This window comes from Agromyces cerinus (assembly GCF_016907835.1).
Classification (GTDB): Bacteria; Actinomycetota; Actinomycetes; order Actinomycetales; family Microbacteriaceae; genus Agromyces; species Agromyces nitratus.
On the sequence record NZ_JAFBCT010000001.1, the window covers coordinates 1,796,051 to 1,822,012 of the forward strand.

27 protein-coding genes are annotated in these 25,962 nt (G+C 70.9%); 7 read left to right on the forward strand and 20 right to left on the reverse strand.

Translation table 11 applies throughout. The features are described from left to right. Window positions 1-21: 21 nt before the first annotated feature. From JOE59_RS08350 to dapA, 9 genes are all read right to left on the reverse strand, one after another. Window positions 22-525: a CinA family protein gene (locus tag JOE59_RS08350; RefSeq protein WP_204459771.1), complete on the reverse strand. Its 504-nt coding sequence runs from the start codon at window positions 523-525 to the stop codon at window positions 22-24. A 13-nt stretch (window positions 526-538) separates the two neighbouring features. Next, window positions 539-1,141: a CDP-diacylglycerol--glycerol-3-phosphate 3-phosphatidyltransferase gene (gene pgsA, locus JOE59_RS08355; protein WP_179549819.1), complete on the reverse strand. Its 603-nt coding sequence runs from the start codon at window positions 1,139-1,141 to the stop codon at window positions 539-541. Window positions 1,142-1,207: 66 nt separating this feature from the next. After that, on the reverse strand, window positions 1,208-4,108 hold the full coding sequence (locus JOE59_RS08360) for a DNA translocase FtsK (protein WP_204459772.1): 2,901 nt from the start codon (window positions 4,106-4,108) through the stop codon (window positions 1,208-1,210). Between the two features lie 105 nt (window positions 4,109-4,213). Next, the gene (locus JOE59_RS08365) at window positions 4,214-4,705 is read right to left on the reverse strand and encodes a GNAT family N-acetyltransferase (protein WP_204459773.1); all 492 of its coding nucleotides are present in this window, start codon (window positions 4,703-4,705) and stop codon (window positions 4,214-4,216) included. Between the two features lie 60 nt (window positions 4,706-4,765). After that, entirely contained in the window at window positions 4,766-5,971 is a 1,206-nt protein-coding gene (locus tag JOE59_RS08370; RefSeq protein ID WP_307837005.1) for an ABC transporter permease, read from the reverse strand. A 32-nt stretch (window positions 5,972-6,003) separates the two neighbouring features. Next, entirely contained in the window at window positions 6,004-6,777 is a 774-nt protein-coding gene (locus JOE59_RS08375; protein ID WP_204459776.1) for an ABC transporter ATP-binding protein, read from the reverse strand. Next, window positions 6,774-7,841, reverse strand: coding sequence for an efflux RND transporter periplasmic adaptor subunit (locus tag JOE59_RS08380; protein ID WP_204459777.1), 1,068 nt, complete (start codon window positions 7,839-7,841; stop codon window positions 6,774-6,776). The genes JOE59_RS08375 and JOE59_RS08380 overlap by 4 nt, the downstream gene beginning before the upstream one ends. 189 nt (window positions 7,842-8,030) lie before the next feature. Further along, entirely contained in the window at window positions 8,031-9,707 is a 1,677-nt protein-coding gene (locus JOE59_RS08385) for a ribonuclease J (RefSeq protein WP_204459778.1), read from the reverse strand. Window positions 9,708-9,814: 107 nt separating this feature from the next. Continuing rightward, window positions 9,815-10,789: a 4-hydroxy-tetrahydrodipicolinate synthase gene (gene dapA / locus JOE59_RS08390; RefSeq protein ID WP_204459779.1), complete on the reverse strand. Its 975-nt coding sequence runs from the start codon at window positions 10,787-10,789 to the stop codon at window positions 9,815-9,817. Between the two features lie 112 nt (window positions 10,790-10,901). Between dapA and JOE59_RS08395 the strand changes: the two genes are divergently transcribed. Beyond that, window positions 10,902-11,807, forward strand: coding sequence for a hypothetical protein (locus JOE59_RS08395; RefSeq protein ID WP_204459781.1), 906 nt, complete (start codon window positions 10,902-10,904; stop codon window positions 11,805-11,807). 186 nt (window positions 11,808-11,993) lie between these two features. Here JOE59_RS08395 and JOE59_RS08400 read toward each other — a convergent pair whose 3' ends face one another. Further along, window positions 11,994-12,527 (reverse strand): dihydrofolate reductase, encoded by a 534-nt coding sequence (locus tag JOE59_RS08400; RefSeq protein ID WP_204459783.1) that lies wholly within the window; start codon window positions 12,525-12,527, stop codon window positions 11,994-11,996. After that, window positions 12,524-13,333 carry a thymidylate synthase gene (locus JOE59_RS08405; RefSeq protein WP_204459785.1) on the reverse strand — a complete coding sequence of 270 codons (810 nt, stop codon included), beginning with the start codon at window positions 13,331-13,333 and terminating at the stop codon, window positions 12,524-12,526. The genes JOE59_RS08400 and JOE59_RS08405 overlap by 4 nt, the downstream gene beginning before the upstream one ends. A 118-nt stretch (window positions 13,334-13,451) precedes the next feature. On the opposite strand from JOE59_RS08405, the gene JOE59_RS08410 reads away from it, so the two are divergent. The 5 genes from JOE59_RS08410 to JOE59_RS08430 all read left to right on the forward strand — a co-directional run bounded on the left by JOE59_RS08410 (window position 13,452) and on the right by JOE59_RS08430 (window position 16,129). Beyond that, on the forward strand, window positions 13,452-13,892 hold the full coding sequence (locus JOE59_RS08410; protein ID WP_204459786.1) for a TlpA family protein disulfide reductase: 441 nt from the start codon (window positions 13,452-13,454) through the stop codon (window positions 13,890-13,892). Next, the gene (locus JOE59_RS08415; protein WP_204459787.1) at window positions 13,876-14,376 is read left to right on the forward strand and encodes a DUF4395 domain-containing protein; all 501 of its coding nucleotides are present in this window, start codon (window positions 13,876-13,878) and stop codon (window positions 14,374-14,376) included. Before JOE59_RS08410 ends, JOE59_RS08415 begins: the two co-directional genes overlap by 17 nt. 54 nt (window positions 14,377-14,430) lie before the next feature. After that, a complete protein-coding gene (locus JOE59_RS08420; protein ID WP_179549808.1) occupies window positions 14,431-14,856 on the forward strand; it encodes an OsmC family peroxiredoxin in 426 nt (141 codons plus the stop codon). Between the two features lie 3 nt (window positions 14,857-14,859). Then, window positions 14,860-15,765, forward strand: a complete 906-nt coding sequence (locus tag JOE59_RS08425) for a TIGR01777 family oxidoreductase (protein ID WP_204459788.1) — start codon at window positions 14,860-14,862, stop codon at window positions 15,763-15,765. A gap of 178 nt (window positions 15,766-15,943) precedes the next feature. Beyond that, a complete protein-coding gene (locus JOE59_RS08430; protein WP_204459789.1) occupies window positions 15,944-16,129 on the forward strand; it encodes a hypothetical protein in 186 nt (61 codons plus the stop codon). A 152-nt stretch (window positions 16,130-16,281) separates the two neighbouring features. Here JOE59_RS08430 and JOE59_RS08435 read toward each other — a convergent pair whose 3' ends face one another. Together JOE59_RS08435 and dapB are read right to left on the reverse strand one after the other, a co-directional pair. Next, window positions 16,282-16,722 (reverse strand): hypothetical protein, encoded by a 441-nt coding sequence (locus JOE59_RS08435; RefSeq protein WP_204459791.1) that lies wholly within the window; start codon window positions 16,720-16,722, stop codon window positions 16,282-16,284. Then, window positions 16,719-17,471 (reverse strand): 4-hydroxy-tetrahydrodipicolinate reductase, encoded by a 753-nt coding sequence (gene dapB / locus JOE59_RS08440; protein WP_204459793.1) that lies wholly within the window; start codon window positions 17,469-17,471, stop codon window positions 16,719-16,721. Before dapB ends, JOE59_RS08435 begins: the two co-directional genes overlap by 4 nt. A 94-nt stretch (window positions 17,472-17,565) precedes the next feature. Between dapB and JOE59_RS08445 the strand changes: the two genes are divergently transcribed. Continuing rightward, window positions 17,566-18,048 carry a GNAT family N-acetyltransferase gene (locus JOE59_RS08445; RefSeq protein WP_204459795.1) on the forward strand — a complete coding sequence of 161 codons (483 nt, stop codon included), beginning with the start codon at window positions 17,566-17,568 and terminating at the stop codon, window positions 18,046-18,048. A 34-nt stretch (window positions 18,049-18,082) separates the two neighbouring features. On the opposite strand, the gene JOE59_RS08450 is transcribed toward JOE59_RS08445, so the two are convergent. The 7 genes from JOE59_RS08450 to JOE59_RS08480 all read right to left on the reverse strand — a co-directional run bounded on the left by JOE59_RS08450 (window position 18,083) and on the right by JOE59_RS08480 (window position 25,921). Further along, complete coding sequence (locus JOE59_RS08450; RefSeq protein ID WP_204459797.1) at window positions 18,083-18,685, reverse strand: histidine phosphatase family protein; 603 nt, start codon at window positions 18,683-18,685, stop codon at window positions 18,083-18,085. Window positions 18,686-18,722: 37 nt separating this feature from the next. Next, window positions 18,723-20,108, reverse strand: a complete 1,386-nt coding sequence (locus tag JOE59_RS08455) for a M16 family metallopeptidase (protein WP_204459799.1) — start codon at window positions 20,106-20,108, stop codon at window positions 18,723-18,725. A gap of 69 nt (window positions 20,109-20,177) precedes the next feature. Next, window positions 20,178-21,263: an aldo/keto reductase gene (locus JOE59_RS08460; RefSeq protein ID WP_307837007.1), complete on the reverse strand. Its 1,086-nt coding sequence runs from the start codon at window positions 21,261-21,263 to the stop codon at window positions 20,178-20,180. A 102-nt stretch (window positions 21,264-21,365) separates the two neighbouring features. Further along, window positions 21,366-22,181 (reverse strand): HpcH/HpaI aldolase/citrate lyase family protein, encoded by an 816-nt coding sequence (locus JOE59_RS08465; RefSeq protein WP_204459801.1) that lies wholly within the window; start codon window positions 22,179-22,181, stop codon window positions 21,366-21,368. Continuing rightward, window positions 22,178-22,729: a MaoC family dehydratase gene (locus JOE59_RS08470; RefSeq protein ID WP_204459803.1), complete on the reverse strand. Its 552-nt coding sequence runs from the start codon at window positions 22,727-22,729 to the stop codon at window positions 22,178-22,180. The genes JOE59_RS08465 and JOE59_RS08470 overlap by 4 nt, the downstream gene beginning before the upstream one ends. 10 nt (window positions 22,730-22,739) lie before the next feature. After that, entirely contained in the window at window positions 22,740-23,918 is a 1,179-nt protein-coding gene (locus tag JOE59_RS08475) for an acyl-CoA dehydrogenase family protein (protein ID WP_204459805.1), read from the reverse strand. Further along, a complete protein-coding gene (locus JOE59_RS08480; protein WP_239560155.1) occupies window positions 23,915-25,921 on the reverse strand; it encodes an acetyl/propionyl/methylcrotonyl-CoA carboxylase subunit alpha in 2,007 nt (668 codons plus the stop codon). The genes JOE59_RS08475 and JOE59_RS08480 overlap by 4 nt, the downstream gene beginning before the upstream one ends. Window positions 25,922-25,962: the final 41 nt, after the last annotated feature.

The following is a 25,962-nucleotide window of genomic DNA, read 5'->3' on the forward strand; positions in this document are numbered from 1 at the left end:
CGGCCGGCTGCGTCGACGCGCTCAGGCGCGCTGGATCCTGACGAGCGCCGCCTCGATCGCGGCCTGCACGGTCGCGGCGCGGATCTCCGCCCGGGTGCCCTGCAGCAGCGGGAGCTCGATCGCCTCGACCCGGCCGTCGAACGCGAGGCCGACGAAGACGGTGCCGACCGGCCGTCCGTCCTGATCGGTCGGTCCGGCGACCCCGGTGGTCGCGATGCCGAGCTCGGCCGCTCGCCCGTCGACCGCGAGCGCGACGCGCACGCGATCGGCCATCTGCCGGGCGACCTCGGGGTGCACCGCCCCCTCGGCGGCGAGCAGCTCGGCGTCGACGCCCAGCACCGATCGCTTCACCGCGGTGTCGTACGCGACGACCCCGCCGGCGACCACGACGGATGCCCCGGGCACGCTCGTGAGCTCGGCGACCACGAGTCCGCCCGTCAGCGACTCCGCGACCGCGACCCTGAGGCCGCGCTCGGTGAGCACGGCGATGAGCCGGGCTGCCGAGTCTTCGGTGGCACGAGGCATCCGCTCGCTCGTCTCAGCTCGCGTCGCGGGGCGCTCGTGCGAGGCGCACGGCGTCGCGCACGTAGAGCAGACCCGACCACAGGGTGAGCACGAGGGCGACCGCCATCGTCGCCCAATTGAGCCAGTAGATCCAGTCGCCGACGATCGTCCACAGCGGCACGAGCGCGAGTGAGATCGCGACCGACTGCGCGAGGGTCTTGAGCTTGCCGCCGGACGACGCGGGCACCACGTTACCGCGGCGCAGCTCGACGAGGCGCCACACGGTGATGCCCACCTCGCGCACCACGATGACGATCGTGACCCACCACCACAGTTCGCCGAGGATCGAGAGGCAGATCAGGGCGCCGCTCGTGAGGAGTTTGTCGGCGATCGGGTCGAGGATCTTGCCGAGGTCGGTGACCAGACCGCGGGAGCGAGCGAGCCACCCGTCGACCCAGTCGGTCGAGATCGCGACGATGAAGATCACGGCGCCCCACCAGCGCATCGGGCCGTCGGCTCCCGCGTCGGCGAGGAGCAGCCAGAAGACCAGCGGAGCCATGAGGATGCGGACGACGGTGATCGCGTTCGGAAGGTTCCAGTTCGCCGATCGCGCGGGGGTGCCGGCGGAAGAGGTCATACCGCCAGACTACCGGCCGGGTGGCCCTCACGGAGCGGCCGACGTGCACGCCGGCCCGGTCGTGGATCAGTCGCGACCGGTGAGGCCCCAGGCGTCTTCGTCGGTGTCGCCCTCGACCTCGGGAAGGCCCTCGCTCATGCGCGCGACCGGATCCTCGTAGCGCGCGTCAGGGGCGTCGTACGCCTCGGTGGGTGCGATGCCGCCGCCGAGCGGACCGGTCTGCGCCGGGGCAGGCGCTGCGGCCGCAGCAGGCCGGGTCGCCGGAGCCGCGGCCGGCTCCTCGCCGCGGAGGCGAGCGAGCACACCGGGCAGCTGCTCGGCGGTCACGAGCACGTCGCGCGCCTTCGAGCCCTCGGACGGGCCGACGATCTCTCGCGACTCGAGCAGGTCCATGAGGCGGCCGGCCTTCGCGAAGCCGACGCGGAGCTTGCGCTGCAGCATCGACGTCGAGCCGAACTGGGTCGACACCACGAGCTCGGCGGCGGCGAGCAGCAGCTCGAGGTCGTCGCCGATGTCGGAGTCGATCTCTTTGCGGGGAGCGGATTCCGCGACATCCTGCCGGTACTCGGGACGAGCCTGCCGGGTCACGTGCTTGACGACCCGCTCGATCTCGTCTTCGCTCACCCAGGCGCCCTGCACGCGGAGCGGCTTCGATGCCCCCATCGGCAGGAAGAGCGCGTCGCCCTGCCCGATGAGCTTGTCGGCGCCCGGCTGGTCGAGGATGACTCGCGAGTCGGTGACGCTCGTGACCGCGAACGCGAGACGCGACGGCACGTTGGCCTTGATGAGGCCCGTGACCACGTCGACCGACGGTCGCTGGGTCGCGAGCACGAGGTGGATGCCGGAGGCGCGGGCGAGCTGCGTGATGCGCACGATCGAGTCCTCGACGTCGCGCGGGGCGACCATCATGAGGTCGGCGAGCTCGTCGACGACGACGAGCAGGTACGGGTACGGCTTGAGCTTGCGCTCGGAGCCGGCGGGCAGCACGATCTCGCCGCCCACGACGGCCTTGTTGAAGTCGTCGATGTGGCGGAAGCCGAACGACGCGAGGTCGTCGTACCGCATGTCCATCTCCTTCACGACCCACGAGAGCGCCTCGGCGGCCTTCTTCGGGTTCGTGATGATGGGCGTGATGAGGTGCGGCACGCCGGCGTACGGGGCGAGCTCGACGCGCTTCGGGTCGATGAGCACCATGCGCACATCGGAGGGCTTCGCCCGCATCAGGAGGGAGGTGATCATCGAGTTCACGAAGCTCGACTTGCCCGAGCCTGTGGAGCCGGCCACCAGGAGGTGCGGCATCTTCGCGAGGTTCGCGACGACGTAGCCGCCGCCGACGTCTTTGCCGACGCCGATCGTCATGGAGTGCGTCGCGTTCGCGGCGTTGCCGGAGCGCAGCACGTCGCCGAGGGTGACGATCTCGCGGTCGGCATTGGGGATCTCGATGCCGATCGCGCTCTTGCCGGGGATCGGCGAGAGGATGCGCACCTCGTTCGAGGCGACGGCATAGGCGAGGTTCTTCGACAGCGCCGTGACGCGCTCGACCTTGACGCCCGGGCCGAGTTCGATCTCGTACTGCGTCACGGTCGGGCCGCGGGAGAAGCCCGTGACCTTCGCATCGACGCCGAACTGCTCGAGCACGCCGGTGATCTGGCGCACGACGTCGTCGTTGGCCTGCGAGCGCTTCTTGGCAGGTGCGCCGGCCGCGAGCGTCGACGCCGCGGGGAGGCTGTAGGGGCGATCGGGTTCGGATGACGCCTCCGCATCGAACTCCGACGACTCGGGTGCGCCGGCGCCCGGCAGCGCGCCCGCATCGCCCGCGTCGCTCGCGACATCGAACGCGGCGAGCACGTTCGTGGCCCCGGCGTCGTCACCGCGGAGTCCGGTGCCGCCGCGCGGCACGTCGCCCGTGAACTGCTGCAGCGCCGACTCGGCGCGCTCGAGGTCGCCGAGCACCTCGGTGTTGTAGCTGGTCTGGCCGACGCCCTCGAGGGGCGTCTCGAAGCTGCCTGCTGCCGATCCCGCCCCGAACACCTCGGTGAGGCCCTCGACGCCGGTGGCCTCGAATGCTGGATCCTCTTCACGGTTGGAGTCATTGCGGCGCCACCACGGCAGCATGCCGCCCTTCGGCTCCTCGGCGTCGCCGAGGGCGTCGATGCCGTCGAGTTCGGTCTGCACCGACTTCTTGCGCTCGCGCTTGGTCGGCTTCGGGCCGACCTCGGTCACCGGTTCGTCGTGCGTCGCGCCGAAGAGCCACTCGTAGAGTTCGCGGAAGCGCGCCGGGATGCGGTTCGGCGGGGTCTTCGTGATGATGAGCAGCGACAGCACGAGCAGCACGATGACGACCACGGCGGCGCCGGCCTCGGTGATGAGCGCGATGAGCGGCGCGGCCACCAGCCAACCGAGGATGCCGCCGGCACGGGCGAGCACCGCCATGCCGTCGCGCGGCTCGGGCTGGCCGCCGAAGATGTCGCAGAGGGCGGAGACGGTCAGGAGCAGGAGGCCGAGCCCGATGCCGATGCGCGTGTTGTCGTGCACGGAGCTCGGGTGCCGGAACAGCCAGACCGCGAAGAGCAGCATCACGACGGGCAGGGCGAAGGCCACGCGGCCGAAGAGCCCGCCGAAGGTCCATGAGTCGAGCGTCTGGGCGACGGGCTCGTTGATGAGGAACCACTCGATCACCGCGCCGATGATCGCGAGCACGACGATGAAGAATGGCAGGCCGTCGCGACGCTCCTCCTTCGAGAGCGTCTCGGGTCCGAGCGCGCGCGCAGCGCCACCGGTGAGGTGGGCGAGTCCCATCCACGCGCGGACGAGGATGTTCGGCCCCTCGGGCGCCGCGGGCGGCTTCTTGGCGGCCGTGCCACGGGTGCTCGCCGCCGGCAGCTTCTTCGTGGGCGCGGTGCGGGCACTCGAAGCACGCGAGGACGCGCCCGAGGCACGCCCATTCGACCTGGTGCTCGTAGCCATGTGCCTAGGCTACGGCCGCGCGCCCACACCGGGCGACAGCCGGGTGCGAGTGTTGGCGATCCGCCCCGCCTCCGGCGACGATGCGATCACGGGATTGCTGCGTCATCAGCCGAGCGAACGCACCATCGTGTCGCGTCCGGAGCTGGAGCCGACCACCACGAACCCCTCGGAGCGATACAGCGACTCGGCGAAGTTGCCGTGCTCGACGCTGAGCGCGAGCCGTGCGAAGCCCGCCGTGCGCGCCGTCTCGGCGAGCGCCTGCATCAGCGCTCGGCCGACGCCCTGCGCACGCCAGAGCGGTCGAACGCCGATGATGAGTTCGGGCACGCCGACGGCGACGAAGCCGTGAGCCGCAGCATCGGCGGCGAACAGCCGGTACCAGGCCGCACCGACCGGCCTGCCCTCGCCGTCGAGGGCGACGACGCCGCGATCGGCCGGACGCTGCCAGCCGGCCACGTACGCGCGCGACGCGGGGTCGGCGAGCACCGTCGGTCGCGGCCGGATGCCTCCCGACCGCCAGTTCGCCGCCTCGACCACCATGTCGGCGAGGAATGATCCGTCGTCGGGGATGGCCGGTCGCACCGTGAATGCCGCCATGCGCGGATGCTACGCGCGGGGTGTTACGGCGGTGTTTCGCGTCGCACCCCGCGCGTCGCCTCAGAACCGGATCGCGTCGATCACCTTCACCCGCACCGCACCGAGCGCAGGCAGGAGTCCGGCGAGCGCACCCACCGCGACTGCCGCTCCGATGCCGATCAGCGCCGCCTCGATCGGGAATCCCGGCATGTCCTGCACCTCGGCACCACCGAGCGCCATGCCCATGAGCGGACTGCGCACGATCGCGATCGCCGCACCCACCCCGACGACACCCGCGACGAACGTGCCCACGACGGTCTCCATCAGCACCGAGAAGAACACGCGCCCCGCTGTGGCGCCGAACGACCGACGGATGCCGATCTCGCGAATGCGTCCGCGCACGGTCACGAGCGCGATCGTGAGGAGGCCGAGGGCGCCGAGCAGCAGGATGACGACCGCCACCCCGATGACCATCAGCTTGAGCGGGAGGAACGGGTCGCCCTCCATCGCGCCGTAGTCGCTGCGCCATCCCTCGACCGTGGCTCCCTCGCCGAGCTCGGACTGGAACGCCTGCTTCATCGATTCGGTGAGTTCATCGGCCGAACCGTCGGGAATCCACATCTCGTACGACGGCGCGTACGCGCCCATCATCGGATCAGGCGTCGCAGGCTGGAGCGGGAGATACCCCTCGGAGAGGATGAACGCGGTCGGCTCGGTGTCCCACTCCCCCTGGGCAGGGGTGACTCCCGTGACGACTCCCGTGGCGGCACCGCGGCCGAGGAGCTGCACGGTCGGGTGCGTGTCGAGCGCCGGGCTCCCGAGCCGCTTCCAGAACGCCTCGTTGACGATGAGCGCCGGCGCCAGGCGGTCGGCATCCCGTTCGACGAACCAGGCACCCTCGCTCAGGCGGACACGGTGCATCACGCCGTAGTCGGGGTCGACGACCTGCATCGAGACGGGCACGGCCCCGTCGGCGAACTGCACGGTCAGGCCGCCGTATCCGATGCGACTCGCGTACTCGATGCCGTGCCGCTCGAGGGCCGTGCGCCACGCGACTTCGGCGGTCTCGGGATCGATCGAGCCGTTCGGGGACATCGGGGTCATCTGCACGGTCGCGGGGCGCCCGCCGCCGCGTTCCTGCATCTCGCGGCCCGCCTGTTCGGCGATCGCCCCCGCGCCGACGACCGTCGTCAGCGCGCACACGGCGACCGCGACCCCGATGAGCGAGAGCAGCACGCGTCCGCGGTGGATGCGCAGCTCTTCGAGGGCTTCGACGATCGTGCTCACGATCCCGGTCGCCGTTCGGGTCAGCCAGCCCATCATGCGACGACCCCGATCTCGACGGCCGCCTGGGCGTCGTCGTCCGCTTCGGCCGCGACCGCGTCGTCGTCGGCCGAAGTCGTGCCGTCGGCATCCGCGGACTCGAGCCTGCCGCCTCGCAGCAGGAAGTGGCGATTCGATCGCGCTGCGATCGTGGGGTCGTGCGTGATCGTCACGAGCGCGGCACCGGTCTCGGCTGCGACGGCCTCGATGAGCGACATGACCTCGGCGCCGGTCTCGAGATCGAGGGCGCCGGTCGGCTCGTCGGCGAGGATGAGTCGGGGCTTGCGCACGAGAGCACGGGCGATCGCCACCCGCTGCTGCTCGCCGCCCGACAGCCGCTCGGGCTTCGTCGTGAGCCGCTCGCCGAGTCCGACGCGTTCGAGCATGTCGCGGGCGATGCGCTCACGCCGCCAGAACTCCCGGCCGCCCGAGTAGAGGAGCGGCGTCTGCACGTTCTCGAGCGCGGTGCGCCCCGGCAGCAGATTGAACTGCTGGAAGACGAAGCCGACCTCACTGCCGCGCAGACGGTCGCGGGCACCGCTGCCGATGCGGCGCACATCATGGCCGAGGAACGCGAGCTCGCCCTCGGTCGGCGCGTCGAGCAGGCCGAGGAGGTTCAGCAGCGTCGACTTGCCCGAACCCGAACGGCCCACGATCGAGACCCGGTCGCCCTCGGAGACGGTGAGGTCGACGCCCGACAGGATCGTGAGCGGCCGCCCGTCGGGCAGCTCGACGGTGCGGCCGACGCCGCGTGCTTCGACGAGCGTCATTTGGTGAGCGTTCCGCACATCATCATGCCGTCGGGCGCCTGCACGCAGCTCTCCTCGCCGGTGCCGCCAGGGGCGCCGGGAACGAACTCGAGCACCTGGTCGCCCTCGGCGACGCCCTCCACGACCTCGACCTGCGTACCGTCGCTGAGGCCGAGCTTCACAGGCTGCTCGACCCGCTCGCCCTCGGGCGTCACGAGCCAGACGACGCCGGTCTCCGCACCGCCCTCGACCGCCGTGACCGGCACGACGAGCACGTCGTCGGCGCTGCCGGCCGAGATCTTCGCCTGCGCGGAGAGTCCGGGGAACACGCGCACGTCACCCGGCACCGAGCAGCGCACGGTGGTGCCACCGGATGTCTCTTCGCCCGTGCCGCCGGCACCGCCGGCCGCGCCCGCGCCGCCCGCCCCGGCGCCGCTGCCCGACAAGGGCGTGGAGATCACGAGGCCGCCGCAGGTGAACGGCGCGGGGCCGCCCGCGATCGTCACGACCGCCTCGGTCGGTGCGCTCGTCAGCCGGTACTGCTGCTCGGGGCTGAGCGTCGCGGTGACGTTGTACGTCGGCGGGGCGACCTGCCCCGTGACATCGCCCGTCGCAACGGGCTGGCCCGCGATGACGTCGAGCGACGAGAGCACGCCGGCCGTCGGCGCGAGCACCTTCTCGAAGTGGAAGGTCGGCTCCGGGGTGGTCATCACCGGCGCCCCGTCGGGCCCGGGTGCGGCCTCGACCGGTTCGGGCTCGTCCTGCACCTTGATGTCGTAGATCTTCTGCCCGGCGGTGACCTTCTGCCCCGCAGCGACGAACACCTCGTCGACCGTGCCCGTGGCCGTCGCCTTGACGGGAGCCGCGGCATCCGCGTTGACCGTGCCCGTGAGCACGACGTCGTTCGCGATCGAACCGCGCGCGACCACGACCTGCGGCTCGGCCACGCTCCCGGTCGGCGTGAGCGACTCGGTCTCGGCCTCGGCGCGATCGGGGAAGAACGCGAGCTTCGCCAATGCGATCGCGATCACCGCCACCAGCACGATGCGAACGGTCGGGAAGATCCACTTGCGCCAGACGCCCACGGCACTCCTTCGTCGGGTCGCCCGGGCGTAGGGGCCGCCGGGCATCTCCCCCACCTTAGGGATTCGGCGACGACAGCGGAATCCTCCTCAGGGAGGATTCCGGGTCATCCCCGAGACCCGCGGTGTCGCCGCGCCGAAACGCCGAACGGCCCGTCCGAAGACGGGCCGTTCTGGGGAGTGCGCCCCGTGCTACGCCTCGATGACGAGCGGCACGAGCATCGGGCGACGGCGCAGGCGACGGTTGACCCAGCCGCCGAGCACCCGCCGTACGATCTGCGACAGCGCGTGCGAGTCGCGCACGCCGTTGCGAGCGGCCTCGGCGAGGGCGTCGATGATCTTCGGCTTGACGTCGTCGAAGACGGAGTCGTCTTCGGCGAATCCGCGCGCGTGGATCTCAGGACCGGTGATGACACGGCCCGTCGAGGCGTCGACCACGACGATGACCGAGATGAAGCCCTCCTCCGCGAGGATGCGGCGGTCCTTCAGGTCGGCATCGGTGATCTCGCCGACGGTCGAGCCGTCGACGTAGACGAACCCGAGGTCGAGCTGGCCGACCACGCGGAGCTCGCCGCCGCGCAGGTCGTAGACCGTGCCGTTCTCGCCGATGAAGGTGTTCTTCTCGGGGATGCCGGTGTCTTGTGCGAGCTTCGCGTTCGCGAAGAGGTGCCGGTACTCGCCGTGGATCGGCAGCACGTTCTTCGGCTTCAGGATGTTGTAGCAGTAGAGCAGCTCGCCGGCGGCGGCGTGGCCCGAGACGTGCACCTTCGCATTCGCCTTGTGCACGACGTTCGCACCGAGCTTCGTGAGGCCGTCGATGACGCGGTAGACCGCGTTCTCGTTGCCCGGGATCAGGCTCGACGCGAGGATGACCGTGTCGCCCTCGCCGATCTCGATCTGGTGGTCGCGGTTGGCCATGCGCGAGAGCACGGCCATCGGCTCGCCCTGCGACCCGGTCGACATGTAGACGATCTCGTCGTCGGGGATGTTGCCGGCCTTCTTGTAGTCGATCAGCACGCCCTCGGGCACCTTCAGGTAGCCGAGGTCGGCGGCGATCGTCATGTTGCGCACCATGCTGCGGCCGAGCAGCGCCACGCGCCGGTGGTTCGCCCATGCGGCGTCGAGCACCTGCTGCACGCGGTGCACATGGCTCGAGAAGCTCGCCACGATGACCCGGCGGGGCGCGCGGTTGATGACCTCGTCGAGCACGGGGCCGATCGAGCGCTCGAGGGGCGTGAAGCCCGGGACATCCGCGTTCGTGGAGTCGACCATGAAGACGTCGACGCCCTCTTCGCCGAGACGCGCGAACTCGCGCAGGTCGGTCAGGCGGCCGTCGAGCGGCAGCTGGTCCATCTTGAAGTCGCCCGTCGCGAGCACGGTGCCCGCGTCGGTCTTGATCGCCACGGCGAGCGCGTCGGGGATCGAGTGGTTGACGGCGATGAACTCGAGGCGGAACGGGCCGATCTGCTCGTGCCCGCCCTCCTTGACCGTGAGGGTGTACGGCTTGATGCGGTGCTCTTTGAGCTTCGCCTCGATGAGCGCGAGCGTCAGCTGCGAACCGATCAGGGGGATGTCGCCGCGGAGCTTCAGGAGATACGGCACCGCACCGATGTGGTCCTCGTGACCGTGCGTGAGCACGACGCCGACGATGTCGTCGATGCGCGACTTCAGGAAACCGAAGTCGGGCAGGATCAGGTCGACGCCCGGCTGGTGCTCTTCGGGGAAGAGCACGCCGCAGTCGACGATGAGGATCTTGCCGTCGATCTCGTAGCTGGTCATGTTGCGGCCGACCTCCCCCAGGCCGCCGATGGGGATGATGCGGAGCGTTCCGGCCTCGAGCGGGGCGGGATCGATGACGACGTCGGGCATGTGCCCTCCTTCTGTTGCGGTGTTCAGTTCGGTGCCGGCCCTGTGACCGGCGGATGTCTCGGGGCGGATGTCGGAGCGGGCAGGTGCGCGCCGCGGCATCCGCTCGTTCAGCGGGTGGTTCCCGCGACCTTCGGCAGTGCGCCGCCGGCGGCGGCGTTGCGGTCGGGACGGAAGTTGTGGAAGTCGACGCCCGGGATGCCCTGCACGTGGTCGATCTCGTCTTCGATGAGGGCGGCCTCCCACTCTTCGGGGCCGACGAGGGGCAGGCGCACGCGCGGGCTCGAGATGCGCCCGAGGCCGTGCAGGATGTACTTCGCCGCGACCGTGCCCGGCACGTGGGTCATGGTGGCGCGCACGAGCGGCTCGAGCTGCTGATGCGCGGCCGTGGCCGTGGCGAGGTCGCCGCGGTTCACGGCGTCGACGATCGTGCGGTACGGCGCCGGCGCGATGTTCGCGGTGACGCCGATGAGACCCGTCGCGCCGATCGCGAGGTGCGGCAGCACGTTGGCGTCGTCGCCCGAGAAGTACATGAGGTCGGTCTGGTTCAGCACTCGGCTCACCTCGGAGAAGTCGCCCTTGGCGTCTTTCACGGCGAGGATGTTGGGGTGCTTGGCGAGCCGCAGGATCGTCTCGTACTTGATGGGCACGCCCGTGCGACCGGGGATGTCGTAGAGGATGACCGGCAGGTCGGTGGCGTCGGCCACGAGCCGGAAGTGCGTCAGGATGCCGGCCTGCGTCGGTTTGTTGTAGTACGGCGTGACGATCATGATGCCGTCGGCGCCGACGCGTTCGGAGTGCTTGTAGAGCTCGATCGCGTGTGCGGTCTCGTTCGACCCTCCGCCCGTGATGATCTTGGCGCGGCCCGCGGCGACATCCTTGCCGACCTCGACGAGACGGATCTTCTCGGGGTCGGTGAGCGTCGACGTCTCACCCGTGGTGCCGGTGACGACGATGCCGTCGGCGCCCGCCGAGATGACATCGTCGACGTGCTTCTCGACCCCGGGCCAATCGACTTCGCCGTCCGCCGTCATCGGCGTGACGAGCGCGACGAGCACTTGTCCGAAGGGGTTCTCAGAGGTCACGCTCTCCAGCGTATCGGGTCGGCCCCGCGCCGCGTGCCCCGCGGCGGCCCCGCGGGCTCGTCGCAACTGCGAGTCAGCGGATGCATCGCGCGACACGCTGGGCTCGGTCGGCGTGTCAACGCGCACGTCCGCCGACTCGCCGCTCGAGATGCAGGCCTCGATCGATGCGGGCGAGGATTGCTGCTTCCACGAGCGGCCATTCGTGCACGATCATCGCGTGGTCGAAGCGCAGTGTGTCGAGGCCGTGGGCGGCCGCGACTGCGTCGCGAACGCGGTCCTTGTGCCGCATCGAGACGCCCTCGTGGTTCAGTCGCCCGTCTACCTCGAGGATGAGTCGATCGCCGAGGATGAAGTCGACGCGGCCGACACCGGGGATCTCGACCTGGGAGGCGAGCGTGATGCCGAGCGTCCGCAGTCTCAGACGGAGCAGGGACTCGAGCCCACTGTCCGCATCCCAACGCGCGAAGTCGACGAGCCACCGCCACTTCGAAGGAATCGAGTCGCGCAGCCGTGCGACTACCGTCTCGGTGACGATCCGCTTGCGCATCGCCGACTCGAGTGCCACGAAGAACGACTCCTCGCCACGACACGCCAGCAGGCACCGGAGCGCCTCGACCAAGGTTGTGCGGTCGCCGCGGGGATCGGCAGCGACCCAGTGCACGACGCAAGTGCAGTCCATATGCGATCGCCGCCGGTGTCCGTGGCGCGGAAGCACGACATGCACCGACCCATCGTCATCGTCGAGCACCCAGAGCCCCGCGAGACGAAGTCGACTGATGCAGCCGAGCACACCGCCGTGTGCCGCGGCCGTGCGCACCTCCGGGAGGGCGTCTGCCGGCACGAACACGCCCTCTCGCACTCGGAGCACGCTGCCTTCTCGCACCGCGACCGCAAGCGCATGACGCGAGACGCCGGCCCGGGCGAAGTCCGACGTGCGAGCGATCTTCAGTGCAGAGCAGAGACGCTGAATGCGGACGAGGTCGACGGGCATGCTCCGACCCTGCTCAAGGGCGCATGACACTCCTGATCAGCCGGAGCTGTCTGAGGAAAGATTCGACGAAGCGCACGGTGTCGAGGTGAAGTCAAAAGCATCTGCGAGTCAGCGGATGAATCGAACGACGCGCCGGGGCCGGTCGGCGCGTCGTGCGAAACATCCGCCGACTCGCTGACGTTCACGCGCTGGCGAGGGCAGACGGGCGACGGGTCAGGGGCGGTCGTAGCGGCGGAAGCGGTAGCCGGTGCCGGTGCGAGAGAGGTGATTCGCCGCGTCGTCGGTGTCGACGAGCCGCCAGCTCATGTCGATCGACGGGGCGTAGGCGTCGCCGGGGAGGTCGAGGTCGAGCTCGGTGACCTCGAGCCGATCGGCACGGTCGATGAGGCGGGCGTAGAGCTCGCCGCCGCCGATGCCCCAGATCCATTCGGGGCCGGATGCCGCGGCCGACGCCAGCGCCTCGTCGATCGAGCCCGCCCGCACGGCCCCTTCGGCCGCCCACTGCGCGTTGCGGGTGACGACGATATTCGTGCGCCCCGGGAGGGGCCGGAACCGCTCGGGCAGCGAGTCCCAGGTCTTGCGGCCCATGATGACGGGGTTGCCGAGCGTGACGGCCTTGAAGTGGGCGAGGTCTTCGGGCAGGTGCCAGGGCATCACTCCCCCGGCCCCGATCACCCCGCCGTGCGCCTCGGCCCAGATGAGCCCGAGCTTTGGTGTCCGCGCTGCCGAGGCATCCGCTTCGCTCATACCGCGACGGCCGCGCGGATCGGCGGGTGGTGCTGGTAGCCCTCGACGATGAAGTCCTCGTACTCGTAGTCGAAGATCGAGTCGGGGGTGCGCGCGAGGCGCAGCGTCGGCGGCGCGAAGGGCTCGCGGGTGAGCTGCTCGGTGACCTGCTCGACGTGGTTGTCGTAGATGTGGCAGTCGCCGCCGGTCCAGACGAAGTCGCCGACCTCGAGCCCGGTCTGCGCCGCGATCATGTGCGTCAGCAGCGCGTAGGAGGCGATGTTGAACGGCACGCCGAGGAAGAGGTCGGCGCTGCGCTGGTAGAGCTGGCACGAGAGCTTGCCGTCGGCGACGTAGAACTGGAACAGCGCGTGGCAGGGCGCGAGCGCCATGGACGGGATGTCGGCGGGGTTCCACGCCGAGACGATGAGCCGGCGCGAGTCGGGGTTCGTGCGGATCTGCTCGATGACCTCGGAGATCTGGTCGATCTGCTCGCCCGACGGCGTCGGCCACGACCGCCACTGCACGCCGTAGACGGGACCGAGCTCGCCGGCGGAATCGGCCCACTCGTCCCAGATGGTCACGCCGTGCTCGCGCAGCCAGCCGACGTTCGACGAGCCCTGCAGGAACCAGAGCAGCTCGTAGGCGATCGACTTGAAGTGCACCCGCTTCGTCGTGACGAGCGGGAAGCCCTCGGAGAGGTCGAATCGCAGCTGGCGGCCGAACACGCTGCGCGTGCCGGTGCCCGTGCGATCGGTCTTGACGGCGCCGTGCTCGAGCACGTCGCGCAGCAGGTCTTCGTACGGAGTTGAGATCGTCTCGGCCATCCCCACAAGGCTAACCCGCACCGGCGACACTTCGGCGAAGGCGAGCGGATGCCGCGGCATCCCCGTCATCGTCGGTCACACTCCGCACGGGGCGGCGCGTGCTGCGTACGCTGGCCGCATGGACTGGCTCCCCGCGCTCGCGACCGGCGCAGCGCTGCTCGCCGCGGCGACCGCGGTCGGCCTCGTCTGGCGTTCGCGGCAGGGCGTCGCCCGCAGCGGCTCCGGCGACGTCGTGCGGCCGGCCGAGCTCGGCGTCACCGCGTTCGGCGAACGGGCCACGCTCGTGCAGTTCTCGACGGAGTTCTGCGCCCGCTGCCCGGCGACGGGGCGACTGCTGACCCGGCTCGCCGGTGAGCACGAGGGCGCGGCGCACGTCGAGGTCGATCTCACGCATCGCCCCGACCTCGCCGGCCGTTTCCGCGTCACCGAGACGCCGACGACGCTGCTGCTCGACGCCGACGGCGCGGTGCGCGCCCGCATCGCAGGACTCCCCCGCGCCGCCGCCGTGCGCGAACGACTCGACGACCTCCTGAGGAGCCCCCATGTCATCTCCGGCTGAATCGGCATCGTCGGCTGAATCGACGCAGGCGGCCCGCGCTCCTGCAGGCATCGACCCGCGCGGCCCGCGCTTCGGCGCCGCCATCACGGCGACCCTGCTGCTCATCACCGTCGTGCTCGCGATCGCAGGCGCGGATGCCGCGGCGTTCTGGCTGCTCGTCGCGATCACGCTGCTCTTCGCGTGGGGCGCGTTCGCGGGCATCCGCCGGCATCCGTACGGCTTGATCTTCGCCAAGCTCGTGCGTCCGCGGCTCGAGCCGCCCGCCGAACTCGAGGACCCGCGCCCGCCGACCTTCGCGCAGGGCGTCGGCTTCGCCGTCGGTCTCGCCGGCGTGCTGCTCTCGCTCCTCGGCCTCGAGTACGCGGTGCCGATCGCCGCGGCGATCGTGTTCTTCGCCGCCTTCCTGAACGCCGCCTTCGACTTCTGCCTCGGCTGCCAGATCTACCTGCTGCTCGCACGGGCGAGGATCATCCCGGGGGTCTGACCTGCGGCGGCACTCGCCGATAGGCTGGTGTCCCGGCTCGACGAGGAGGATCACATGGCAGTCACGAGTGAAGCGACCACCGTCTGGAAGGGCACGCTCTTCGAGGGATCGGGCGATGTCGCCCTCGACTCCTCGGGCCTCGCCTCATTCCCCGTCAACTGGAAGGCCCGCGCCGAGGGCGCAGAAGGCACGACCAACCCCGAAGAGCTGCTCGCGGCAGCACACTCCTCGTGCTTCTCGATGGCGCTCTCGCTGGGCCTCGCCCAGGCGGGCACGCCGGCCGAGAGCATCCAGACCACCGCGGCCGTCACCTTCGAGGCCGGCAAGGGCGTGCTCGGCAGCCACCTGCTGGTGAGCGCCCGGGTGCCGGGACTCACCGAGGAGCAGTTCGAGGCCCTCGCCGAAGACGCGAAGAAGAACTGCCCGATCTCGCAGGCGCTCGCCGGCGTTCCGATCACGATCGAAGCCGAACTCGCCTGATCCATGCGGGTACTCGTCGCCGGTGCATCCGGATTCATCGGCACCGCGCTGGTCACCGCATTGACCGCTGACGGGCACGACGTCGTGCGCCTCGTGCGCCGACGCGCCCAGGGCGCCGATGAGGCCTCGTGGTCGCCGGCGGCAGGCATCATCGACTTCACCGTCATGGACCGCGTCGACGCGGTCGTGAACCTCTCGGGCGCCTCGCTCGCCCGGCTGCCGTGGTCGAAGTCGTACCGCGGCGAGATCCTCGAGTCGCGCATCACGGCGACCCGCACCCTCGCCGACGCGATGCGCAAGGCGCGGCGTCCTCCGACGGTCTTCCTCAACGCCTCAGCGGTCGGCTATTACGGCGACCGACCGGGCGAGCTCCTCACCGAGTACTCGAGCGCCGGAACCGGCTTCCTCGCCGAGGTCGTCGGCCGCTGGGAGTCCGCGGCCGGGCTCGCCCCCGAAGAGACGCGCACCGTCGTCTTCCGCAGCGGCATGGTGGTCGGGCACGGCGGCGCCTTGAAGCGCGTCGGCACCCTCACCCGCCTGGGCATCTCGGCCAGGCTCGGCACGGGCGGCCAGCACTGGCCCTGGGTCGCACTCGACGACGAGGTCGGCGCCATCGTGCACCTGCTCGGGTCATCGCTCTCGGGGCCGGTGAACATCGCCGGCCCGACACCGGCGACCGCCGATCGCGTGATGACCGCGATGGCGGAGCGGATGCATCGGCCGCACGCCCTCGGCGTGCCCGAGCGCATGCTCGAGGTCGCCCTCGGGCGTGCCGCCGACGAACTGCTGCTGTCGAGCCAGAAGGTGCGCCCGCAGCGCCTCATCGACGACGGCTACCGCTTCACGCACGCCACCGTCGAGTCCGCGATCGACGCGATGCTCGCGGCGCCGCGCACGGCGGCCCGCTAGGTCGATCCGCCCAACCGCCTACGCGACGCGGACATCGGAGCCTGGCTGGTTGGACCTTCGCTGCGCCTTCACGGTCGAGCAGGGTCCGGCCGCCGGACGAGCTCATTGCGGCTCCGAAACGGCGGGAATATCGTAGGTACGATCGACGCCGGCGGCGTCGTGCACGAGGAGGTGGATCATGGATCCGCTGTGGTGGATCGTCGGGCTCGCGATACTCGCGGTGATCGTCGTGCTGCTCGTCAGGAGCTGGGGACGCTCGCGTGCCTCTTCCGAGGATCCCGCCGCCGAGCGCGCCGCCCAGGAGCAGGCGCGGATCGAGCAGGAGAAGCGGGATCAGGCCGGCCCCGGTGCCGGCAGCATCTGACGGCCGCTGCCTTCGACGCCGACGCGCGGGCGCGCGAGAGAGCCGGCGACGATGGTGGAGACATCGCAGGCAGCGCCTCCACCCTGTGCGCCGCGGACCCAGCACGAGTCGCGAAGGCTCATCGAGGCTCGCTCGGGCTGATCGCCACGGCTTCAGCGAGGAACGCGCGACAGCGCGACGGCCCGCCGCACGGCCTGCCTGGCGTTGCGACGATCGCCGGCCGCGTCGTACGCGAGTCCGAGCCGCATGGCCGCCTGCCACGACTCGGGAGCCGCATCGGCCGCGGTGCGGAACTCGTCGAGGGCCGCGCCTGCTGCTGCCCGCTCGGGACGCCCGCTCGGCAGGAGCGGCAGCTCGAGGTCGAGCCCGCCCTCCGCGTCGAGCCGTTTCACGAGTTCGTGCGAGCGGATGCCGAACTCGAGCTCGCGCCACAGCGCCCAGAGACCGATGAGCGGCAGCACGAGGAGCGCCACCCCCATCGCGATCGCGATCGGCTCCCCCGTCGCCATGAACTGAACTGCGCGCCATCCGACGAGCGCGAGGTAGAGCACGAGGAGCGCGGCCATGATGAGCGCGCCGAGCTTCGTGGTCATCGGGAGGTGCCGGACAGTCCGAGATCGAGGAGCGCGTCGAGGCCGACGGTGACACCGGATGCCTCGAGGGCGCTGCGGAGCGCGAGCAGGATGCCGGCCTCGTACGAGCTCGACGAGAGCGTGGAGTGCGTGATCGTGAGGGTCTCGCCGTCGCCGCCGAAGACGACGCGCTGCTCGGCCGCGACGCCATTGAGGCGCAGGCTGTGCACGGGGACCCCGCTCACGAGCTGCCCGCGGGCGCGCTGGTCGGCGTGCGGAGCGGCGACCGGACCGCGCGCCGCACGCGCCTCGCCGATGAGCTCCGCCGTGCGCACGGCCGTGCCCGAGGGCGAGTCGACCTTGCCGGCGTGGTGGGCCTCGACGATCTCGATCGAGTCGAAGAACGGTGCCGCGAGCTTCGCGAAGGCGGTGCCGAGTACGCTGCCGATCGAGAAGTTCGGAACGAAGAGCACGGCGCCCGCGTCGGCGTGGCCGCGCACGAACGCGGAGATCTCGGCGATGCGATCGCTCGACCAACCCGAGGTGCCGACGACGATCGGAATGCCCGCTCCTGCGGCGAACTCGACGATCTCGGCGCTCGCGCCGGGATGCGTGACGTCGAACGCCACATCGGCGCCGAGCATGAGGTCGAGGCTCGACTTCGAGTCGAGCGCGGCGTGCAGTTCGAGGTCTTCGGCCTCCTCGATCAGTCGAAGCGCCAGCTGCCCCATCTTGCCGGTGGCTCCCGCCACGGCGACCCGTATCGTCACGGATTCACCCTAGCAAGCGCGGGCCGGGCGACCGTCGTGACGGCTCGACGCCGAGCACGCGGCATCCGCCGCCCGTCGCAAATAGTGTTGGGGCATGCTGCGCTACCGAGACGCCTCAGTGACCGACCCCGACGCGCACGCGTTGCTCGCCGACTACTTCGCCGAGCGAGCGGTCGGGTTCCCCGCCGAGCAGGGCGAGTACCGTCCGACCTGGCCGGCCGCGGAGCAGTTCACGCCGCCGGCGGGCGTCTTCCTGGTCGTCGTCGACGAGTCGGGCACCGCGGTCGGATGCGGCGGTGTACGACGCATCCAGCGCCGGCCCGAGACCTTCGAGGTGCGCTTCGAGGTCAAGCACCTCTGGCTCGCGCCCGCGGCCCGCGGCGACGGCGAAGGTCGCCGTCTGCTCGCTGAACTCGAACGCCGGGCGATCGAGTACGGCGCGCAGGAGCTCGTGCTCGACACGAATGCGAGCCTCGAGGCCGCAGGCGGCCTCTACCGCTCGAGCGGGTACGTCGACATCGATCCGTACAACGCCAACCCCAACGCGACGAACTGGTACGGCAAGCGCGTCGGCTGACCGGCGCCCCGAGCCGTACGCGAGCGCGAGGCGCTCAGATCGCGTACGGCTCCGACAGGCCGGTGCGCAGCTCGGGTGGCAGGTGCGCGATGTCGTTGTGGGAGACGAGGCTCCACGGCCGTCCGGGCCGCTGGGTGAGCACCGTGAGGCCGCAGTTCACCTGGTTGATCGAGACCCAGCGCCAGTCGGGCGCCCCGAGCACCTCGCGCACGAACCATCCGATGACGAAGTTGTGGGTGATGAGCAACTCGTGCCGGTCTTCGCGATGAGAGCGGAGGAACTCGGAGGCCGCATCTTCCATCTGCGCACTGCCGGCCTCGATCTCGGCCTCGGTCACGGAGCCGAAGAAGGCGTCGTAGGCCTTCGGGGTCTCGGGTGCAGGGCCTGTCGGGATGCAGTCGAAGAGCAGCGGCGAGGGCTCGAGGCTCAGCGCCGGCATCTTCGCCGCGATGATCTGCGCCGTCTCGGTCGCGCGCTGCAGGGGCGAGTGCCACGCGTTGTCGAACGGTATGCCGCCGAGGCGCTCGGCGAGAAGCTCGGCCTGACGGCGGCCACGGGGCGACAGCGGGCCGTCGGGAAGGCCGTGCTCGGCGTCGAGCTGCTCGCCGTGACGGACGAGGTAGAGGTGGTGGGCCACAGGTATCGGTTCCTCTGATGCAGGGCGGATGCCGCCGTCAGGCGACGTCGGAGCTCGGAGCGACCGCGGCGGCCGCTCCGGTGAATGCCGTCTCGTCGATCGCGCCGACGGCGACGAGCGAGAACGGGCGTGCGACGAGATCGCCCGCCAGCCGCTGCACGTCGTCGGCGGTGACGAGCGAGATGCGACGGAGGGCCTCGTCGAGGTCGACGAACTCGCCGAGGGTCAGCTCGGCGCGGCCGAGCCGCGACATCCGGGTGTCGGAGTCCTCGAGGGCGAGCGCCGAGGCGCCCGCGAGCTGCCCTGAGGCGCGGCGCATCTCTTCGGCGGTGACGCCGTGTTCGGCGAGCCGCTCGAGTTCGTCGCGCATGAGCGACGCGACCGTGCCGGCCTTCGCCGGGGCGCACCCGGCGTACATGCCGAAGAGGCCGGCATCGGAGTAGCCCGGTGCGAACGAGTAGACCGAGTAGGCGAGGCCGCGGCGCTCGCGCACCTGCTGGAAGAGGCGTGACGACATGCCCGAGCCGAAGATCGCGTTCAGCATGCTCATCGTCGGGCGCCGTTCATCGGTCGCGACGAGGCCCGGTACCCCGAGCAGCAGGTTCACCTGCTCGGTCGGGCGTGCCACGACGGAGACCTCGGGACCGGCTTCGAGCGCTGCGGGCACGATTGAACGCCGTTCGACGGGTTGCCCGGCGACCGTCGGGTCCCACCCGGCCGCCGCGAGCGCCCGGTCGAGTTCGGCCAGCAGCAGATCGTGGTCGACGGCGCCGGCGACGGTGACGACCAGGTCTTGCGGGCGGTAGTTGGCCCGGTAGTGCTCCCACACGGCGTCGCGCGTTGCGCTGCGGATCGTCTCGGGGTTGCCGCCGATCGGCCGGCCGAGCGGGTGCGCACCGAGCACCGCCTCGAAGAAGCGCTCGTTCGCGACGTCGCCCGGGTCGTCGCCCGCCATGGAGAGCTCTTCGAGGATGACCCCGCGCTCGCTCTCGAACTCGGTCGGGTCGAGCAACGATGACGTGAACATGTCGGCGAGCACCTCGACCGCCATGGGCAGGTCTCGGTCTTGCACCTTGGCGTAGTAGCAGGTGTACTCCTTCGCCGTGAGCGCATTGTGCTCGCCGCCGACGGCGTCGAAGGAGATCGCGATGTCGAGAGCCGAGCGCGTCTCGGTGCCCTTGAACAACAGGTGCTCGAGGAAGTGCGTCGATCCGTACGTCGCGGGGTGCGCGGCATCCGCTCGCTGCTCGTCTCGTGAACCGACCGCGACCCAGAAGCCGATGGTCGCGCTGCGACTGCCCGGCACCTGTTCGCTGAGCACTCGCACCCCCGAGGGGAGCACGCTGCGCCGAACTCGCGCGTCGCCTGCTGCGGTGAAGGAGAGCTCGGCCTGGCCGAGTGGGAGGTCGACAGCGCCGTTCATCCCGATCAGCCTATGCCACCCGCGTCGGGCGCGCTCGGGCGGCGCGCACCCGGGCGCGCCGCCACGCGATCAGGCGGAAGCGCGGTCGAGTTCGACGATCTCCGAGCGCTGCAGTTCGACGGATGCCGCGGCCATGAGCGCATCGACCTGATCGGGCCGGCTCGCACTCACGACGGGCGCCACGACGGTGGGCTTCGCCAGCAGCCATGCGAGCGAGATGGTCGCCGGCTGCACGCCGTGCGCGAAGGCGATCTCGTCGACCGCTGCGAGCACGCGGTGGCCGCGTCGACCGAGGTATCGCGCCTGCCGTTCGCCCCTGGCATCATGGCGCACGTCGGCGCGCCGCCGCACCTGCCCGCCGAGGAACCCGCTCGCGAGGCCGAAGTAGGGCAGCACGGCGAGCGCCTGCGCATGGGCGACGAGTTCGGGCGCACCCTCGAACGGGCGGCGCTCCATGAGGTTGTACTTCGTGGTCAGCGCCTGGAAACGCGGCAGCCCGTTGGCGGCGAGCACGCGCGCCTCGATGAGCCGATCCGGCGTGAAGTCCGCTGCGCCGATCGCGCCGACCTTGCCGGCGGCGATCAGGGCGTCGACCGCGCCGAGGCTCTCTTCGAGCGGCACCTCGGCGTCATCGCCGTGGAAGTAGAGCAGGTCGATGCGCTCGATGCCGAGACGCAGCAGCGAGTCGTCGACGGCCGCCGAGATCTCTGCCGGCGACAGTCCGCGGTGATCGGGGTGGTGGCCGATCTTCGTCGCGATGGCCATGCGGTCGCGAGTGCCGCGCGAGTCCATCCACTTGCCGATGATCGATTCGCTGCGCCCGGCGGCGTAGCTGTCGGCGGTGTCGACGAGGGAACCGCCGAGGCCGGCGAAGCGGTCGAGCACGTCGAACGCCTGCTCGGTGCTGAGGGTCCAGCCGAACGTGCTGGCGCCGAGCGCGAGCGGATGCACCGCGAGACCGGAGTCGCCGATGGCCACTCTCCGGGGCACGATGATGGGGCCCGAGAGCGGGTTCGACGCGATGACGTCGACGTGCAGTCCGTCGAAGATGTCGGTGCGGTCGTCATGCTCGTCGTGCGAGATCGCGTCGGCGAGGGCGACCGCTGCCCCCGCACCGCTCGCCTCATTCGCCCGGTAGACGTGTCGTCGTGCCACGTTCCCCTCCTCCCCAGGATTGACTCCGAGAATACGTCGCGTCGGACGCTCAGGGGGTGCGATCCGGGGAACGGCAGGTGAACCGTTATCGAATCGTTTCGCTCAGCCGCCCGCGCGGCGAATGAGCGAGACGGCCTGCCGGAGCACGGGTGCATCGACCATTCCGCCCCGGAAGGCGAAGACGCCGCCCTGCGCTTCGGCTGCTTCGAGCACGGCGCGCGCCCACTCCAGCCGCGCGGCATCGGGTCGGTACGACTCGCGCACGACCTCGATCTGGTCGGGGTGGATGCATGCCGTCGCGGCGAATCCGACGGCCACTGCGTCTTCGGCCTCGGCCCGGAGTCCGTCGAGATCGCCGATCTCGAGGTGCACCGTGTCGATCGCGGCGATGTCGTGCGCCCCCGCCGCGAGGCACACCTGGGACCTGGCGTGCTTCGCGACGTCGCGGTATCGGCCGTCGGCGAAGCGGCTCGACGAGCCGCCGAGCGAGGCGACGAGGTCTTCGGCCCCCCACATGAGTGCCGAGACGTTCGGCAGCGCCGCGATCTCGTTCGCCGCGAGCACTCCGCGAGCGGTCTCGCACAGCGCGATGACGTCGAAGTCGGCGAGGTCGACGAGGTCGGCGGTGCCCTCGCACTTGGCGAGCATGACGGTGCGGTACTCGGTCTCCGCGAGCGCCGCGAGGTCTTCCGCGAACTCCGGGGTCGAGGCGGGGTTCACCCGCACGATGACCCGCTCTGGGTCGAGCGGCGTGCTGAGCAACGCGACCCGGGCGGCGTGCTTCGCGTCGCCGGCGACGGCGTCTTCGAGATCGAGGATCACGGCGTCGGCGCGATCGAGGGCCTTCGCGAAGCGGTCGGGCCGGTCGGCCGGGCAGAACAGCAGGGCCGGGCCGAAGCGGAAGGTCGGATGCGTCATGCGGTCTTCCCCTCCTCATCCGGCGCCGAACCTGCGGCCGTCAGCCGCTCCCCCGCTTCACGGAGCCAGACGAGCATCGTGCGCGACGCGGTCGCGACGACCTCGCCGTGCTGGTTGCGGGCGGTGTGCGCGACGACCACGACGCCCTGGCCCGGGCGCGAGGCCGACTCCCGCTTGGACTCCACGACGGTCTCGCCGTAGAGCGTGTCGCCGATGAAGACCGGGTGCGGGAACGCGACGGCGCCGAAGCCGAGGTTCGCGACGAGCGTGCCCTGCGTGAGCTGGCCGACCGACTGGCCGACGAGCGTCGAGAGCGTGAACATCGAGTTGACGAGCCGCTGGCCGAACGGCTGTTCGGCCGACCACGCCGCGTCGAGGTGCAACGGCTGGGGGTTCATCGTGAGCGTGGTGAACAGCACGTTGTCGGCCTCGGTGACGGTGCGACCGGGGCGGTGCAGGTACCGTACGCCCTGCTCGAACTCCTCGAACCAGAGCCCGCGCTGCACGACGTCGCGGAGCGGCGTCCGTTCTGCCGAAGCATCCGTCATGGTGAACCCCCTAGCCGATGCCCAGCTCGCGTGCGATGACCATGAGCTGCACCTCGTTCGTGCCCTCGCCGATCTCGAGGATCTTCGAGTCACGGTAGTGCCTCGCCACGAGGGACTCGTTCATGAACCCCATGCCGCCGAAGATCTGGGTGGCGTCACGCGAGTTCAGCATGGCGGCGTCGCTCGAGACGAGCTTGGCCATGGCCGCCTCCTTCTTGAACGGGAGGCCCGCGTCGAGCCGCCGGGCCGCGTCGTGCCAGGCGAGCCGCGCGGTGTAGACCCGCGCCTGCATGTTCGCGATCGTGAACGCGATGTACTGGTGCGATGCGATCGGCACGCCGAACACGTTGCGGGTCTTCGCGTAGGCGAGCGCCTCGTCGAGGCAGCCCTGTGCGACACCGGTCGCGAGGGCGGCGATCGCGATGCGGCCCTCGTCGAGCGTGCGGAGGAAGTTGGCGAAGCCGCGGCCCCGCTCGCCGAGGAGATTGGCCGCAGGCACTCGCACGTCGTCGAAGGTGAGCGGATGCGTGTCGGAGGCGCGCCAGCCCGACTTGTCGTATCCGGGGTCGACCGTGAACCCGGGCGTGCCGTTCGGCACGATGATCGTCGACAGCTCCTTGGAGACCGAGCCGTCGGGGCGGGTGCGCTCGCCGGTCACGGCGGTCACCGTCACGAACCTCGTGATCGGCGTGCCCGAGTTGGTGATGAACTGCTTCGAGCCGTTGACGACCCACTCGTCGCCGTCGAGCACCGCGGTCGTGCGGGTGGCACCGGCGTCGGAGCCGGCCTCGGACTCGGTGAGGCCGAAGCCCGCGAGCGCACGCCCCGCGACGAGGTCGGGCAGGAGTTCGGCCTTCTGCTCCTCGGTGCCGTGACGGTAGACCGGCATGGCGCCGAGTCCGACCGCGGCCTCGAGCGTGATCGCGATCGACTGGTCGACCCGTGCGAGCGCCTCGATCGCGAGGCCGAGCGCCATGTAGTCGCCGCCCTGGCCGCCGACCTCCTCGGGGAACGGCAGGCCGAAGAGCCCGAGGTCGCCCATCTGCGCGACGACGTCCATCGAGAGCGTGTGGCTGCGGTCGGCCTCGTAGGACTGCGGGGCGACGACGGTGTCGGCGAACTCGCAGACCATGTCGTACAGCTGCTGTTCCTCGGTACTCAGCTCGGTGCTCACGGTCGTGCTCCTCATTCCTGGTGGGACGGCGTCGGGTTCGCGCCCTCGTGGGGCGCGTCCGACGATGCGGGGACGGATGTCGGGACCTCGGCGGATGCCGCGAGCTGCGGCTCCACGCGAGCGACGGATTGGTCGCGGGAGACCTGCTCCCCCACTGCGACGGCGAGGCGCACGATGCCGGCGACCGACGCCGTGACGCGGTGCTCCATCTTCATCGCCTCGATCGCGATGACGGCGTCGCCCGGCAGCACTGCGTCGCCGTCGGCGACGAGCACCGCGGTGACGGTGCCGGGCATGGGTGCGCGGAGCTCGGGGTCGGCGAGGCCGCCTCGTTCGATCATGGCGAGGCGGGCGTCGAGCGCGGCCCGGCGACCCGTGGCGGGCACGCGCCAGATGCCGGTCGTCGTGTGCAGCCAGACCGCGTCGTCGGCGTCCGTCGCGATGACATCGGCTGCCATGGCGTCGGCCGTCGTGGCGTCGCGGCCTGCAACCGCCGCGGGACGGCCAGGACGCCAGCCACGAGCGGTCCGCCACGCGTGGGCACCGGCGCTCCGCGCCTCGTCGATCGCCACGGCGTCGCGGTACGCGGCGGTCGCGGCGAGCACCTCGGGCGGAGCTGCATTCGACTCGGGCTCCGGCATGCGGTCGATGAGACCGGTGTCGAGCTCCCCGCGCTGAACGGCGGGTTCAGCGAGGAGCCGTCGGAGGAAGCCGAGGTTCGTGTCGACGCCGAGCACGACGGTGTCGGCGAGCGCGGCGTCGAGGCGCGCGATCGCCTCGGTGCGGTCGGCACCGTACGCGATGACCTTCGCGAGCATGGGGTCGTAGTCGGCGGTGATCTGCTGCCCCGAACGGATGCCGCCGTCGACCCGCACCCCGTCGCCACTCGGCTCCCGCCACACGAGCAGTTCGCCGATCGACGGCAGGAAGCCGCGCTCGGGACTCTCGGCGTAGACGCGCGCCTCGATCGCGTGGCCGGTGAGTTCGATGTCGGACTGCGTCAGCGCCAGTGGCTGACCCGCCGCGACTCGCAGCTGCTGCTCGACGAGGTCGACGCCCGTGACGAGTTCGGTGACCGGGTGCTCCACCTGCAGCCGGGTGTTCATCTCGATGAAGAAGAACTCGTCGGGCGCGGCATCCGACACCAGGAACTCGACGGTGCCCGCCCCGCGGTAGTCGACGCTGCGGGCGGCGTCGCAAGCCGCCTGCCCGATTCGCGCACGGGTCTCGGTGTCGAGCAGCGGCGACGGCGCCTCTTCGATGACCTTCTGATGGCGACGCTGCAGCGAGCACTCGCGCTCGCCGAGGTGGATGACGTTGCCGAAGTCGTCGGCGAGCACCTGCACCTCGATGTGCCGTGGGCGTTCGATGAGCCGCTCGAGCAGCAGCGTGTCGTCGCCGAACGCGGTGATGGCCACTCGCCGGGCAGCGGGCAGCGCTGCCGCGAGCTCGCGCGCGTCGCGGGCGATCTGCATGCCCTTGCCGCCGCCGCCGGCACTGGGCTTGACGAGCAGCGGGAAGCCGACCGCTTCGCCGGCTGCGGCGAGCGCGGCGTCGTCGAGTGACGGGTCGGCGATGCCGGGCACGGTCGGCACACCGGATGCCTCGACGTGGCGCTTCGCCCGGATCTTGTCGCCCATGACCTCGAGCGCGTCGACCCCCGGGCCGACGAAGACGATGCCCGCATCGCGGCACGCCTCGGCGAAGCCGGCGTGCTCGGAGAGGAAGCCGTAGCCGGGGTGGATCGCCTCGGCGCCCGTCTCGCGTGCCGCCGCGATGATGCGCGCGGGGTCGAGGTAGCTCTCGGCGGCGGGTGCCGGGCCGATGCGCACGGACTCGTCGGCGAGGCGCACGTGCGGCGCGTCGGCGTCGGCGTCGGAGAAGACGGCGATCGAGCGGATGCCGAGGCGGCGGAGCGTGCGGATCACCCGCACCGCGATCTCACCGCGGTTGGCGACGAGCACCCGGTCGAACGGACGAATCGACCGTGCCTCGTCGACGGCGTCGACCGTGCCCATCCGCGCCTCCCTGCGCTCGAGGTGCGCGAACTAAGTTAACG